This window comes from Sandarakinorhabdus glacialis (assembly GCF_014643455.1).
Classification (GTDB): domain Bacteria; phylum Pseudomonadota; class Alphaproteobacteria; order Sphingomonadales; family Sphingomonadaceae; genus Sandarakinorhabdus; species Sandarakinorhabdus glacialis.
Window position 1 is genome coordinate 78,473 of sequence record NZ_BMJM01000001.1, and the last position, 13,099, is coordinate 91,571.

At 64.0% G+C, this 13,099-nt stretch carries 14 protein-coding genes; 10 read left to right on the plus strand and 4 right to left on the minus strand.

Features of this window, described 5'->3' with window-relative positions:
- Positions 1–3 precede the first annotated feature (3 nt).
- Both IEW98_RS00415 and IEW98_RS00420 read right to left on the minus strand, forming a co-directional pair.
- The gene (locus IEW98_RS00415) at positions 4–459 is read right to left on the minus strand and encodes a VOC family protein (protein ID WP_188760937.1); all 456 of its coding nucleotides are present in this window, start codon (positions 457–459) and stop codon (positions 4–6) included.
- Positions 452–1,093: a TetR/AcrR family transcriptional regulator gene (locus tag IEW98_RS00420; RefSeq protein ID WP_188760939.1), complete on the minus strand. Its 642-nt coding sequence runs from the start codon at positions 1,091–1,093 to the stop codon at positions 452–454. The genes IEW98_RS00415 and IEW98_RS00420 overlap by 8 nt, the downstream gene beginning before the upstream one ends.
- Before the next feature lie 125 nt (positions 1,094–1,218).
- Between IEW98_RS00420 and IEW98_RS00425 the strand changes: the two genes are divergently transcribed.
- From IEW98_RS00425 to IEW98_RS00455, 7 genes are all read left to right on the plus strand, one after another.
- Positions 1,219–2,556, plus strand: a complete 1,338-nt coding sequence (locus IEW98_RS00425; protein WP_308785490.1) for an ABC1 kinase family protein — start codon at positions 1,219–1,221, stop codon at positions 2,554–2,556.
- A 400-nt stretch (positions 2,557–2,956) separates the two neighbouring features.
- Positions 2,957–3,529, plus strand: a complete 573-nt coding sequence (locus IEW98_RS00430; protein ID WP_188760941.1) for a hypothetical protein — start codon at positions 2,957–2,959, stop codon at positions 3,527–3,529.
- Positions 3,516–3,908, plus strand: coding sequence for a DUF2971 domain-containing protein (locus tag IEW98_RS00435; protein WP_188760943.1), 393 nt, complete (start codon positions 3,516–3,518; stop codon positions 3,906–3,908). The genes IEW98_RS00430 and IEW98_RS00435 overlap by 14 nt, the downstream gene beginning before the upstream one ends.
- Before the next feature lie 244 nt (positions 3,909–4,152).
- Complete coding sequence (gene metZ, locus IEW98_RS00440) at positions 4,153–5,361, plus strand: O-succinylhomoserine sulfhydrylase (RefSeq protein ID WP_188760945.1); 1,209 nt, start codon at positions 4,153–4,155, stop codon at positions 5,359–5,361.
- Positions 5,358–5,771: a Co2+/Mg2+ efflux facilitator ApaG/CorD gene (gene apaG / locus IEW98_RS00445; RefSeq protein ID WP_308785491.1), complete on the plus strand. Its 414-nt coding sequence runs from the start codon at positions 5,358–5,360 to the stop codon at positions 5,769–5,771. The genes metZ and apaG overlap by 4 nt, the downstream gene beginning before the upstream one ends.
- 3 nt (positions 5,772–5,774) lie before the next feature.
- On the plus strand, positions 5,775–6,566 hold the full coding sequence (locus IEW98_RS00450) for a LysR family transcriptional regulator (protein ID WP_188760946.1): 792 nt from the start codon (positions 5,775–5,777) through the stop codon (positions 6,564–6,566).
- A 78-nt stretch (positions 6,567–6,644) separates the two neighbouring features.
- Positions 6,645–7,043, plus strand: a complete 399-nt coding sequence (locus IEW98_RS00455; RefSeq protein WP_188760948.1) for a c-type cytochrome — start codon at positions 6,645–6,647, stop codon at positions 7,041–7,043.
- A 114-nt stretch (positions 7,044–7,157) separates the two neighbouring features.
- On the opposite strand, the gene IEW98_RS00460 is transcribed toward IEW98_RS00455, so the two are convergent.
- Positions 7,158–8,798: a thiamine pyrophosphate-binding protein gene (locus IEW98_RS00460; protein ID WP_279380325.1), complete on the minus strand. Its 1,641-nt coding sequence runs from the start codon at positions 8,796–8,798 to the stop codon at positions 7,158–7,160.
- Positions 8,798–10,195, minus strand: a complete 1,398-nt coding sequence (locus IEW98_RS00465) for a DUF1254 domain-containing protein (protein ID WP_188760951.1) — start codon at positions 10,193–10,195, stop codon at positions 8,798–8,800. Before IEW98_RS00465 ends, IEW98_RS00460 begins: the two co-directional genes overlap by 1 nt.
- 122 nt (positions 10,196–10,317) lie before the next feature.
- On the opposite strand from IEW98_RS00465, the gene IEW98_RS00470 reads away from it, so the two are divergent.
- The 3 genes from IEW98_RS00470 (at position 10,318) to IEW98_RS00480 (ending at position 13,057) form a co-directional block, all read left to right on the plus strand.
- Positions 10,318–11,493, plus strand: coding sequence for an acetyl-CoA C-acetyltransferase (locus tag IEW98_RS00470; protein WP_188760953.1), 1,176 nt, complete (start codon positions 10,318–10,320; stop codon positions 11,491–11,493).
- 103 nt (positions 11,494–11,596) lie between these two features.
- The gene (locus IEW98_RS00475) at positions 11,597–12,493 is read left to right on the plus strand and encodes a crotonase/enoyl-CoA hydratase family protein (protein WP_188760954.1); all 897 of its coding nucleotides are present in this window, start codon (positions 11,597–11,599) and stop codon (positions 12,491–12,493) included.
- A gap of 159 nt (positions 12,494–12,652) precedes the next feature.
- A complete protein-coding gene (locus IEW98_RS00480; protein ID WP_188760956.1) occupies positions 12,653–13,057 on the plus strand; it encodes a hypothetical protein in 405 nt (134 codons plus the stop codon).
- Positions 13,058–13,099: the final 42 nt, after the last annotated feature.

A 13,099-nucleotide genomic window follows, 5' to 3' on the forward strand; every position in this document is an offset into this window, starting at 1 on the left:
GGCTCATGCCTCCTGCAGCGCAGCAGCAAGTTCCGCGCTGTTCTTCGGCTCGCCCATCGGCGTCGCAATCGACCACACATGCCCGAACGAGTCGATCACCATGCCATACATGTCGCCCCAGAACATCGCCTGTGCCGGCATCGTCACCGTCGCCCCGGCCGCCGCCGCGCGCGCAATCGCCGCCGCCGCATCGGGCACATAGATATGCAGCGTCACCGAGCTTCCGCCCAGCTTCGTCGGGGAATCCACCGGCATCTCCGGAAACTGGTCGACCAGCATGATCATGCCACCGTTGATGTTCAGTGCCGCGTGCATCAACAGGCCATCCTTGCCCGGCAGCCGCACGACCTCCTCCGCCCCGAACGCCGCCTTGTAGAAATCGATCGCCGCCGCCGCGCCCTCGCACACCAGGTGCGGCGTCACGCCGGGCAGCGTTTTCGGTATCATTGTCTCAGTCATGGTCGTTCTCCTCCCCAAAAATCAAAACCAGGTAATGCCGCAAATGCGCCACCGCATCGCGCGCCGCCTCGGGCCCGCCGTTCGCCTTCGCCATGATGAACCCGCCCTGCAGCACCGCCTGCACATGCCGCGCCAGCCCGATCCCGGTCACGCCGACCACCCCACGATCTGCAATCGCGTCATGGAAATCCCCCGCCAAGCTGTCGGCATGCCCGAATATGCTCGCCCGGCACGCCTCGCGGATGGCCGGGCTGCTTTCGTGCAACTCTTGCACCATGGTCCCCGCCAGGCAGGTGAACTCCCACGCCGCCCCCTCCAGCAACGCCGCCCGGTGATCGACATAGGCCAGCACCCGCGCCACCGGATCGGGATCGCGGCGATACTGCGCGTCATCAAACAACGAAGCCGCATGCGCGCCCCAGGCCGCCGCCGCCGCCACCCCCAGCGCCTCCTTCGAGGCAAAATGATGGAAGAAAGCCCCCTTCGTCACCCCCGCCGCTGCACACAGCGCATCGACCGACGTCCCGCCGAAACCCTGCTGCCGCACCAGCCGCACCGCCGCCTCGAGCAATCGCTCCCGAGCCGGGCCAACCCGCGGCAAGACAGAATTCGAAGGCGGCGACTCGGTTTTCATGTCCAAAGCATACCAACCAGTCGGTATGAGTCAATCGCCCTTCTGCCGTGACCAGCCAAAGTGACACATTGCCCCCCGGCACCCGCCGCCTACATGCCAGCCAAGCAAAGCAACCAGGGTGCCCCGTGCCGGACCAGCTACCATCGCCCAAAGGCCTCGCCGTCCCCAGCCGGCGCTTCTCCCGCCTGGCGCGCTTCGGCGGCATGGCCAGCGGCGTCGCCGGCAACATGCTCGTCAGCGGCGCGCGCCAACTCGCCAGGGGCCAGCGCCCGACCCTCGAAGGCCTGCTCCTCACCCCGGCCAACGCCATGCGCATCACCGCCCAACTTGCCGATCTGCGCGGCGCCGCGATGAAGATGGGCCAATTGCTGTCGATGGACGGCGGCGACATCCTGCCACCCGAACTGACCGCGATCATGTCCCGCCTGCGCGCCGACGCCCGCCACATGCCGGCCGCGCAACTGCTGACCGTCCTCAACCGCGAATGGGGCAAGGACTGGCGCAGCCGTTTTCACCGTTTCGATGTCCGCCCGATCGCCGCGGCATCGATCGGCCAGGTTCACCGCGCCCAGACTCGCGACGGCCGCGACCTTGCCATCAAGGTGCAATACCCCGGCGTCCGCGAAAGCATCGACAGCGACGTCGACAACGTCGCCGCCCTGATGCGCCTTTCGGGCCTCGTCCCCAAGTCGCTCGACACTGCGCCGATGCTGGCCGAGGCCAAGCGCCAGCTCCACGAGGAAGCCGACTACCAGCGCGAGGCGGCCTGTCTCGCCCGTTTCGGCGCGCTGCTCGCCGACGTCCCCGACTATAGTGTGCCGGCGCTTCACCCCGACCTCACCACCCGCAACGTGCTGGCAATGTCATACGTCGCCGGCGCCCCGGTCGAAGCGCTGGCATCGGCACCGCAGGCCGAGCGCGACCGCGTCATGACCCTGCTCGTGCAACTCCTGCTGCGCGAGCTGTTCGAATTCCGGCTGATGCAGACCGACGCCAATTTCGCCAACTACCGCCACGACCCCGCCACCGGCCGCCTCGTCCTGCTCGATTTCGGCGCGACCCGCGAACTGCCCGCCGCCATCACCGAGCATTACCGCGCGCTGCTCCGCGCCGGCTTCGCCGGCGATCGTCCCGCCGCGCGCGCCGCGATGATCGACATCGGTTTTTTCGCCGCCGACGCACCGTCGCAGCACCAGGACAGCATCGCCGAAATCTTCGACATGGCGATGGCGTCGCTGCGGGCCCCCGGCTTGTTCGATTTCGCCGAGCGCGGCATGATCGGCGATATCCGCGATCGCGGCATGGCGATCGCTGCCGACCGTGAATTCTGGCATGTCCCGCCGATCGACACGCTGTTCCTGCAACGCAAGTTCGGCGGCATCTTCCTGCTCGGCACCCGTCTAGGCGCCCGCGTCGATGTCCGGGCGTTGCTGGAACCTTATGTCGAGGGCGTCGCCGGCTAGCGTCCTGTTATCAGCAACCCCTCACCTCGCCCCGACGGGGAGAGGTCGAGAGCCGCGCCTTCGCGGCTCGAGAGAGGGCTTTTGCCTGCGTTCGCACGTGGCTTAACACAAACCCTGTTAACCCGGGATCGACCCTCGACCCAGCTTCTCTCCCGCATCAACCAGAAGGAGCCCACCCCTCCCACCCTTTCCTACCAGCGAAGCTGCCACCCAGCCGCGGTAGAAGCCTGATAAGGCGATAACAAACTTGCTTGCCAGTCCTAAAAGGAAGGTCCATCGCAGTGCTATCGCGTTCTCCGACAACTAAGCTAAAAGAAAACCGTAGCGCATTAAGCCCATTAATTTCTAGTGCGTCGTCGTAATACCTGTAAAACTTGTTAACCATAGGCCAGCAAGAAGCATGACAGCAGATGAACTCCTACGGCTGGTCGGAATTGAAGACGACGCCCGACGCAATCGCCTCGCCCAAGGAGGGCGTTTAGTGCACTATACGACTGCTGAAGCAGCCTATAAAATAATCTGCAATAAAGAAATTTGGCTGAGAAGCGCGGCGGTAATGAACGATTTTTCAGAAATAGATTACGGCCTCAAGTGCCTTAAGTCAGCGTGGGATTCACCCAATGGCATAGCACTCCAAGAAATGCTTGATCGGTTGCACCCATCGTTGCGGGCTGATCTGACCAATCTGTTTGATGGGCACGCTGAAAACCTTCGCACTGACACTTATCTAACATCGCTTTCGGATCACAGCGATAACGAAGACAATTTTGGAAGACTTTCAATGTGGCGGGCTTACGGCGGGAAGGTGGGTGTCGCGCTTGTCCTAAACCCAAGCGCGTTTTCAGGAACAACAGATGCAATGAAAGTATTCTCTTCGCCAGTCCTGTACGCTGATGAACAAAAACTTCATTGCATGGTTCCGGAACTGGACAGATCGTTTGCTGGCTTCAGAAGACGCAATGAGCCACCTTGATCCAAAAATCATCAGAGACACTCTGTTCATAATGTTTCGCGTTTTCGCAATGTGTACTAAGCACCCAGGATTTTCTGAAGAACGGGAGTGGCGCGTTTTCACATCACCTTCCATTGAAGGTGGATCGCGATGGTTAGAGTATGGAATCGAAACAATTGGCGGCATGCCTCAGCCTTTAGCAAAATTAAAGCTATTTGATGATGAAGAAGCTGGTGTTTCCGGTGTAGCGCCAAAAAGTCTTATTAATCGCGTTATTATCGGTCCGTGTGAGTATCCTCTTCAGGTGCGTGCGGCAATGCAGCAGGCTATGGAACATGTTAACGTGGAAGATGCCAACAGTAAAATCTGGATGTCAATGATCCCGTTGCGTCATAATTAGGGGTGCCATTTACCAATATATGCAAAAGAGCGATAATATAGATAGCATTTGGGACGGCCTTTTTTGTGATGCCAATTTAGAACGCAAGCATGGGCGAAGCCCATGCTTGCGTCGGACGGGTTCGGCGCGCTTCGCTCGCGCCGCCCCGCCGGCCGGTCTTGCGCCCGTCGGCGCGTAGCGACGTGCTACGCTCCGCGGCGCTTCGACGTTGCGCCCACGCCCCCCCGCGACTATCCCCTCACTAATGAAACGCTTCACCGGCCAGGACCGCTCGATCACCGATAAATGGCGCCCCGCGACGCTTGCCGTTCGCGGCGGCACCGCCCGCTCCGATTTCGGCGAAACGTCCGAGGCGATCTTCATGACCTCGGGCTATGCCTATGACAACGCCGAGGAAGCCGCCGCGCGCTTCCGCGGCGAACGCCCCGGTATGACCTATTCGCGGCTCCAGAACCCGACCACCGACATGCTCGAAAAACGCCTCGCCCTTCTCGAAGGTGCCGAGGCCGCCCGTGCCACCGCCACCGGCATGGCCGCAATGACCGCCGCGCTGCTCTGCCAGCTCTCCGCCGGCGATCACCTCGTCGCCGGCAAGGCGCTGTTCGGCTCGTGCCGCGTCCTCGTCGATACCATCCTGCCGCGCTTCGGCATCCAGACCACCACCGTCGACGCCCGCGACACCCAGGCCTGGGCAAAGGCCCGCCAGCCCAACACCAAGGCGTTCTTCCTCGAAACGCCGTCGAACCCCGGCCTCGAGATCACCGATATCCGCGCCGTCGCCGACATCGCCCATGATGCCGGCGCGACGCTCGTGGTCGACAACGCCTTCGCCTCCCCCATCGTCCAGCGCCCGATGGATTTCGGCGCCGATGTCGTCGCCTATTCGGCCACCAAGCTGCTCGACGGGCAGGGGCGCGTGCTCGCCGGCGCGGTTCTCGCCACCGAAAAATGGATGAACGACACCTATCTCCCGTTCACCCGCCACACCGGCCCCAACCTGTCGCCGTTCAACGCCTGGGTCGTGCTCAAGTCGCTCGAAACGCTCGATCTCCGCGTCACCCGCTCGTGCGAAAACGCCCTCAAGGTCGCCAGCTTTCTCGAAACCCGCGTACCCAAGCTCCTCTATCCCGGCCTCGCCAGCCACCCCCAGCACACACTGGCGATGCAGCAGATGACCGCCGGCGGCACCATCATCGCGATCTTCCTGGGTGGCGGCCGTCCGCAGGCGCATGCGCTTCTCGACGCGCTCGAACTCATCGACATCTCGAACAACCTCGGCGACAGTCGCAGCCTGATGACCCACCCGGCCAGCACAACACATGCCTCCCTCACCGCCGAAACGCGCGAAAGCATGGGAATCACCGAGGGCATGCTGCGCCTGTCGATCGGCCTCGAGGACCCACGCGACCTCATCGACGACCTCGGCCAGGCGCTGGCCAAGGCTGGCCTGTGACGGCCATCGACCTGATCTTCCCCTATTCGGCCACCTCGCACGGTGTCACGGTCCGCGTCGCGCCGCGCTTCCTGCCGGACCAGTCGGATGAATCCGAGCCCCGCTTCGTCTGGAGCTATCATGTCCGGGTCGAAAACCACGGCGGCGAAACTGTCCAGCTTCACGATCGTTTCTGGCGCATCACCGATGCCGACGGCCATGTCGAAATCGCCGAGGGCCCCGGCGTCATCGGCCAGACCCCCGTCATCGAACCCGGCGGCGCCTTCGATTATGTCTCCGGCTGCCCGCTGGCGACACCCTCGGGCACCATGGAGGGCCATTACGGCATGTCGAGCGACAGCGGCCGCTTCGATGCCGCCATCCCGGCCTTCGCGCTCGTCCACCCGACGTTGAAGCCCAGCATCAACTAGCCCGTGAAGCGCACCCACCTTCCCCTGAACGCCTTGCGCGTCTTCGATGCCGCCGCCCGGCATCTCAGCTTCACCAAGGCCGCCGACGAACTTGCGGTGACCCCGGCCGCCGTCGGCCAGCAGATCCGCGCGCTGGAGGACACGCTCGGGGTGGTCCTGTTCAAGCGGATGACCCGCAATCTCGAGCTGACACCCGAAGCAGAGCGCTCGCTGCCGGCCCTGCGCGCCGGGTTCCTGCAGTTCGAGGAAAGCGTTCGCCTGCTCCAGGACGGGCAGGGATCGAGGGTGCTGACCATCGCTGCCCCGCGCGATTTGACCGCGAAATATCTCGGCGCCCGGCTGGCGGTCTATGCGCGCAGCAACCCCGACGTCCGCTTCGTCATCTCGGCGATCGAGGGCACGCCCGATTTTACCCAGGCCAATCTCGACCTCGCCATCGTCTATGGCGGCGAACCCACCGAGGAGGGCATCCACGGCCGCACGCTTGCCGTTGAAACCCTAGTGACGGTCGCCGCGCCGGGCGCCGACGACGCGCTGCCGCGCATCGCCCATCCCGGCGACGCAATGGCGCCGGGCCTGACGGTCTCCGACGCCGGGCTGGCCATCGACACCGCCGCCGCCGGGCTCGGCAGCGCGCAAGTCCCGGCAACGCTCGCTGCGGCCGATCTGGCCGCCGGCCGCATCCGCCAGGTCGGCGAACCGGAGCCGACCGCCGACGCCTATTGGCTGATCGCCCCGACGCCGCAGTGGCGCCAGGCCAAAGTCCGCGCCATGGTCGAGTTCCTGCTGGGCTGAGGCCCGCGCGCTTTTGGCAATTGCGCGGAACGCGATGCGGCCCTACGGCGCTAAGACCGTAGTTTGAGGGACGCGTCGATGAACAAGACAATTTTCGTTGCGGCTACTGTTTTAGCCGTCCTCGCTGCCGTTCCCGCGACCGCGCAAACGGCGCCCGCTGTGGCCATGCCCAAGGGTGATGCGGTTAATGGCGCCAAGGTCTTCAACCAGTGCAAGGCCTGTCACGTCGTCGACAAGGGCGTGAACCGCGTCGGCCCCTCGCTGTTCGGCGTCGTCGGCCGCAAGGCGGGAACGGTGGCGAATTACAAATATTCGGCGGCCAATCAAAAAAGCGGTGCGCTATGGACCGAGGCGACGCTCAACAAATATCTCGAGGCACCGATGAAATTCATGCCAGGCACTAAGATGGCTTTTGCGGGTCTGCGCAAGCCGCAAGACCGCGCCGATGTCATCGCTTACCTGAAAACCAAGGGCTGAAAACGCGGCGTGTCCCGCGACATGCCCCGAAAGTCCCGATTGCGGGCGTGAAATTACCGGCGGACAGCCCGAAACTGTCCGCCGCCGAGTGAACGATCGCCTCGCCGAATACCCCTAAAGCCCGCGTTCCACCGCGATTTCGATAAGCGTCGGCGCCTTGCTGGCCAGTGCCGCAAGGAACGCCGCGCGCACCGCATCCAGTGTATCGGCCTTCACCCCCAAAACCCCGTGCGCCTTGGCTAAGGCCATGAAATCAATGGCAGGTTCCTCGATATCCATGGCGACGTAAGTATCGGTCTCGGCACTATGCCCCCCGATCGCCCGCGTCCGCTGCTTAAGGATCCGATAGCCGCGATTGTTGAAAATCACAGTAATTACAGGCAGTTGGTAATGCGCCAGCGTCCACAGCGCCGCCGCCGAGTACATCGCACTCCCGTCACCGCTTAAAACCACCACTGGCCGCCCCGGAAACGCCAATTGTATCCCCGCCGCCTGGGGGATCGCCACCCCGATACCACCCCCACGCATCCCGAACCAACTGTCGGGCGCCACCGCCGGCACCAGGTGCCGAACGGTATTCATCCCGCTCGACAAAAGCTCCTCGACCACAATCGCATCGGCCGGCAGCAACTCTCCGATCAGCTTCAGAACCGGTTGAGATTGCAGCGGAATCTGGCCGGCCATGGCATCGACGCCGGCCAGCAATTCCGCCCGTACCGCCGCCAGCTTTGCGACGATTCCCTCCCGCCGACCATCCCCGCAACCGGCCACCAAAGCCGTCAGTTCCGGCAAAGTCGCCTTCACATCACCCTGAATTGCCGCAGTCGCAGCGAAATTCTTGCCGATCTGCCAAGGCTCATCATCAAGATGCACGACCAAAGTCCCAGGCGAAAGTGCCTCGATACCAGTAGCTTGGCTCTGGGTCATCAAGTCGGCGCCGATCGAAATCAGCAGATCATGCCCCGCCATCACCGCCCGCAGCGCAGGCGTCATCCGCGGCACCGTCCCGCCATACAGCGGGTGATTGCTCGGAAAGGCAGCGGTGTTGGCCATCGCCTCGAGATACACCGGCGCCCCGACTGCCTCGGCGAAGGCAATGATCTCGGCGTGAGCGCTTGATTTGGCCACGCTATCGCCGGCGAATATTACAGGATTTACAGAAGCTTGGATCAGTTTTGCAGCGGCCGCAACAACATCGGCATCGCCCCGCATCCGCGTCCCGATCCGCGTTGGCTGGCCCAGATCTAAGTCTGCGGCACTTGCCGTCAGAATGTCGCCGGGGATCGACAGGAACACCGGGCCTGTCGGCGCAGTCAACGCAACCTTCGACGCCCGCCGGATCGCGCGCGGCAGTTCTGCCAAGCTGTTGACTTCGAAGGACCATTTGCACAGCGGCCGGGCCATGGTGGCGAGATCGTCCCATAGCAACGGCTCGGTCAGCCGGATGCACATGTCCTGCTGGCCGGCCGTGACGAGGATCGGCGCCCCGGCCTTGGCGGCATTGTACAGCATTCCCATGGCGTTACCGAGACCGGGGGCCGCGTGGAGGTTGCATACCGCCAGCCGGCCGGTGGCCTGGGCATAGCCATCGGCCATTCCCATCACCACGACCTCGTTGAGCCCGAGGATGTAGCGGATCCGGTTCTCGACGACAAAGGCGTCCATCAGCGGCAATTCGGTGGTGCCGGGGTTGCCGAAGATGAACTCGACACCTTCGGAATGCAACAAATTCAACAGGATATGCTTGCCTTGCATCAGGGAACGACCTCGCCAACCTCGACCGGCGGCAGGCGGAAGCTGCCGTCGAGCAAGGGGGCACGGGGCAGATAGCCGCGGAAAACCATGACGAATTTGCCCTTGGGCGCGGGAAGCCAGTTGACGACGCGTTCGCCTTCGGGCTTTGCGGCCTGGACGAAGATTTCGTAGCTGCCGTCACGCTCGGCGCGGAGCTGGCGCGAACGATCGCCGACAGCAAAACGGTTGAGGTCGTTGGGAACAAAGAACAATCGTCCGTCGGCCTCTTGCTGGTACATGGTCAGCGACCAGAAGGCGCCGACCGGAAGGCCGCGCGGCAGCTTGACCCGATAGGATTTGCTGCCCTCCAGCGGGGCGCCGTCCTTGTCGCTGCGGGCGGTCAAATACATGGCTTCGATGCGGGGCAGGGCGGCAAGACCACCTAGGGCGATCTGGGAGCGGAGATCGTCGTTCTCGCCGAAATCGCCAGTGGCGAGGTGGGGGTAGGACCAGCCTTCGACAACCTCGCCGGCGGACGACAGTCCGCCCTTGAGCTCGTTGCGTAATGCTGGCAAGTATTTGTTAAATAACGCAACTTTGTCGGGCGTCGGATTGGCCAAGCCAAATGTGGCGGCGCGGGCGGCGAGTTCGAGGTTGGCCGATGAGCGGCTCAGCGCCAGGTTTACGACGGCGAGGAACGTCCTGGCGTCGGGGGCGGCTGGGGCCTTGGTCGCTGGAACGGCGGCGGCGCTGTCGGCGGCTGGCGTCAGCTTGTAGTCGCCAAGTGCCTTGGCGGCGGCGGGGAGGTCCTTGTCGTCTTTTACGAGGACGCGGATGAGCAGCCAAGCGTCGTTGCTGGCGCTGCGGATGAGTTCGGCACCTAGCGGCGTTGTGCCGGAAAAGCCAGGTCCGACAATGGCATAGCGGCCGCCCTGGCTGCCGGTGCGGGTGCCCAGGATGGCGGTGTTGTCGGTCTGGATCGACATCAGCGCGGCGGAATTGTAGCGGTTGGGCAGTGCGGGAATGTCGAGCAAAACAGGCCCGCCAGCGAGGTCGAGCCAGGCGCTACCATACAGGGTGTCGTTGTTAGGGGTGGTGACCTCGCGGGTCGTTGCGTCGGCGAGCGTCAATTTGGGTATGACGACATTTACGGCATTCGGCACGCCGGCGGCCTGGGCGCGGGCGAGTTGTGCCGAGCGGGTGCGCATGAATTCGTAGATCGGGAAGGCGAAGCGGAAGCTGCGGCGAAGTTCGGCGATTTCGGGTGTGTTCGGCAGCGTCGCCGGGACTGTTGCGGGGCGTTTCGCGGTATTCGGCGAGGTCTTTTGCACCCGGGAACCGGGCTTGGCGGGTATCGCGAGGGCGACGGCGCTTTGGCCGAGCAAAATCGCGGCCGTGAAAAGTGTCAGATGCCGCATTCGGGCCCCCAGGTTTTCGCGGAGGCGAACGCGGCCCCCTGTCAATTTCGCTGTCATTGCCGGGGCGCGGCTTTGGCGTAAAGACCGGGCATCAATAAATCTCGTGTTTTGGGAGCCCCGACATGCATGAAGCCTATATCGTTGCCGCAGCGCGGACCGCCGGTGGCCGGCGTGGCGGCTTGCTGCGGGATTGGCACCCTGCCGATCTCGCGGCGCAGGTGCTCGATGCGCTGGTCGAACGCGCCGGCGCCGACCCGGCGCTGATCGAGGATGTCATCATGGGCTGCGTCAGCCAGTTCGGGCAGCAGTCCGCCAATGTCGCGCGCAACGCGGTAATGTCGTCGAAGCTGCCGGAATCGGTGCCCGGCACCAGCGTCGATCGCCAGTGCGGAAGTTCGCAGCAGGCGCTGCATTTCGCCGCCGCGACGGTGATGGCCGGCCAGATGGATATCGTTATCGCCGCCGGCGTCGAGAGCATGACGCGGGTGCCGATGGGCGCTGCCGCCAAGCTGAGCCATGAGAGCGGCATGGGTTCGCCGTTCGGCAGCATCGGCATGAAGGCGCGGTATCCCGGCGTGCAGTTCAGCCAGTTCACCGGCGCCGAGATGATCGCCAAGAAGCATGACCTGTCGAAGGACATGCTCGACCAGTTCGGATTCGAGAGCCAGCAGAAGGCGGCGGCGGCGGCGAACTCCGGTGCGTTCGAGAAGGAAATCATCGGCATCGAGGTGACGACGCACGAGGGCCAGGCGAAGACGCACCTGGTCGACGAGGGTATCCGCTTCGAAGCGAGCCTGGAAGGGATCCGGGGCGTCAAGCTGATTCAGGAGGGTGGCCGGCTGACGGCGGCGACCTCTTCGCAGATTTGCGATGGCGCGTCGGGAGTGATGATCGTCAACGAGCGCGGCCTGAAGGCGCTGGGGGTCAAGCCGATGGCGCGGATTCACCATATGTCGGTGTTCGGCGAGGACCCGGTGATCATGCTCGAGGCGCCGATCGGGGCGACGCAAAAGGCGCTCGCGCGGTCGGGCATGAAGCTCGAGGATATCGACCTTTATGAAGTCAACGAGGCGTTTGCCTCGGTGCCGCAGGCATGGCTGAAAATCCTGGGGGCCGATCCTTCGCGGTTGAACGTCAATGGCGGGGCGATTGCGCTGGGGCATCCGCTGGGGGCCTCGGGGACGAAGTTGATGACGACGATGGTGCATGCCTTGCACGCGCGGGGCAAGCGGTGGGGGCTGCAGACGATGTGCGAGGGCGGTGGGCTGGCGAACGTGACGATTATCGAGGCTTTGTAAGGCGCTGGTCCTGCATTCGTTGCGGGGCGACACCCCCACCCGGGCCGCGTGAAGACGCGTCTCTCGCCTCCCCCCTGCAGGGGGAGGACAAGGAGGATCAGTTGTGACTTTTACGCAGATTGCGCTTGAGATTGATGGGCCGGTGGCGACGATCACGCTCGATCGCGAGGCCAAGATGAATGCCTTTACCGGCACGATGATGGAAGAGATGATCGCGGCGTTCGATGTCACCGACGCCGACGACAGCGTGCGGGCGGTGATCGTGACGGGCCGGGGGCGGGCGTTTTGTGCCGGTGCCGATCTGAGCGCGGGGGCGGCGACGTTCGATTACGAGAAGCTGGCTGGGCCCAAGAGTGGCCCGGTGCGCGAGGATGGTAGCGTCGACTATAGCCATGAGGCGGTGCGCGATGGTGGTGGCCGGGTGACGCTGCGGATCTTCAAGTCGTTGAAGCCGGTAATCGCCGCGGTCAACGGCGCTGCGGTCGGGATCGGCGTGACGATGCAGCTGGCGATGGACGTGCGGATGGCGTCCGAATCTGCGCGGTTCGGCTTTGTCTTTGCACGGCGCGGGATTGTGCCCGAGGCGGGGTCGTCATGGTTTTTGTCGAAGCTGGTCGGGCTGCCGCAGGCGCTGGAGTGGTGCATGAGCGGACGGGTTTTCGGGGCCGAGGAAGCGTTGAAGGGCGGCCTCGTGCGGTCGGTGCATGCGGCCGATGACCTGCTGCCGGCGGCGCGGGCGCTGGCGATCGAGATTGCCGAGAACACGTCGCCGGTATCGGTGGCGATGACGCGGCAGATGCTGTGGCGGATGGCGGGAGCGGCGAGCCCCTGGGATGCGCACAAGCTCGATTCGCGGGCGATCTATGCGCGGGGCCGGGCAGGGGATGCCAAGGAGGGGGTGGTTTCGTTTTTGGAGAAGCGGCCGCCGGTTTATCCGGACAAGGTCAGTTCGGACATGCCGGACTTTTATCCGTGGTGGGAGGATGAGGTTTATTCTTGAGGGCTGGGGCGTGGGGTAGAGTCACCCACCCCCAGCCCCTCCCTTGAAGAAGGGAAGGGAGCAGAAGAAATAACCCATTTGGTTGTTTCGTGTTGACAAGCGCAACGCTTGTGGTTAGAGAAAGGGCACGCTTCAGAAATCCGCCGAAAGGAAATGTCGATGACCAAACCCAGGTGGCAGTGGTTGCAGCGGGATCGGCGGGCGTTTTGCGAGGTGCTGGCGCGGACGGGTGATCCGGTAACCGCGGCGGCGGCGGTGGGGCATGATCTTGGCGATGCGTATCGGCAGCGCGAGACGGTGCCGGGGTTCGAGGCGGATTGGCAGAAGGCGCTGTCGGTGGCCTGGGACAATGTCGAGACGATGGTGCTCGCCAATCTGCTGGCGCAGGCCCGGGCCGATGCCGAAAAGCCGGTGCGGTTGATCGACAGCCGGATGGCGCTGGCGGTGTTGCAGCGGCGCGAGGGTGTGAAGGTCACGCGCGGAAGCCGGCCGGATGTGCGTCCGGATATGGGGCGGGTTGCGGCGATGCGCGATGAGATCAGGGCGTTGGGGGCGGGGCGTTAGGCTCTGGCTGCGTAGCGAGACACCCTCACCCGGGCCGGTGCA

What these genes read in the sequence shown, in the direction of transcription:
- IEW98_RS00415 (WP_188760937.1), bottom strand. Translation starts at nt 459, where the DNA reads ATGACTGAGACAATGATACCGAAAACGCTGCCCGGCGTGACGCCGCAC.
- IEW98_RS00420 (WP_188760939.1), bottom strand. Translation starts at nt 1,093, where the DNA reads ATGAAAACCGAGTCGCCGCCTTCGAATTCTGTCTTGCCGCGGGTTGGC.
- IEW98_RS00430 (WP_188760941.1), top strand. Translation starts at nt 2,957, where the DNA reads ATGACAGCAGATGAACTCCTACGGCTGGTCGGAATTGAAGACGACGCC.
- IEW98_RS00435 (WP_188760943.1), top strand. Translation starts at nt 3,516, where the DNA reads ATGAGCCACCTTGATCCAAAAATCATCAGAGACACTCTGTTCATAATG.
- metZ (WP_188760945.1), top strand. Translation starts at nt 4,153, where the DNA reads ATGAAACGCTTCACCGGCCAGGACCGCTCGATCACCGATAAATGGCGC.
- IEW98_RS00455 (WP_188760948.1), top strand. Translation starts at nt 6,645, where the DNA reads ATGAACAAGACAATTTTCGTTGCGGCTACTGTTTTAGCCGTCCTCGCT.
- IEW98_RS00460 (WP_279380325.1), bottom strand. Translation starts at nt 8,798, where the DNA reads ATGCAAGGCAAGCATATCCTGTTGAATTTGTTGCATTCCGAAGGTGTC.
- IEW98_RS00465 (WP_188760951.1), bottom strand. Translation starts at nt 10,195, where the DNA reads ATGCGGCATCTGACACTTTTCACGGCCGCGATTTTGCTCGGCCAAAGC.
- IEW98_RS00470 (WP_188760953.1), top strand. Translation starts at nt 10,318, where the DNA reads ATGCATGAAGCCTATATCGTTGCCGCAGCGCGGACCGCCGGTGGCCGG.
- IEW98_RS00480 (WP_188760956.1), top strand. Translation starts at nt 12,653, where the DNA reads ATGACCAAACCCAGGTGGCAGTGGTTGCAGCGGGATCGGCGGGCGTTT.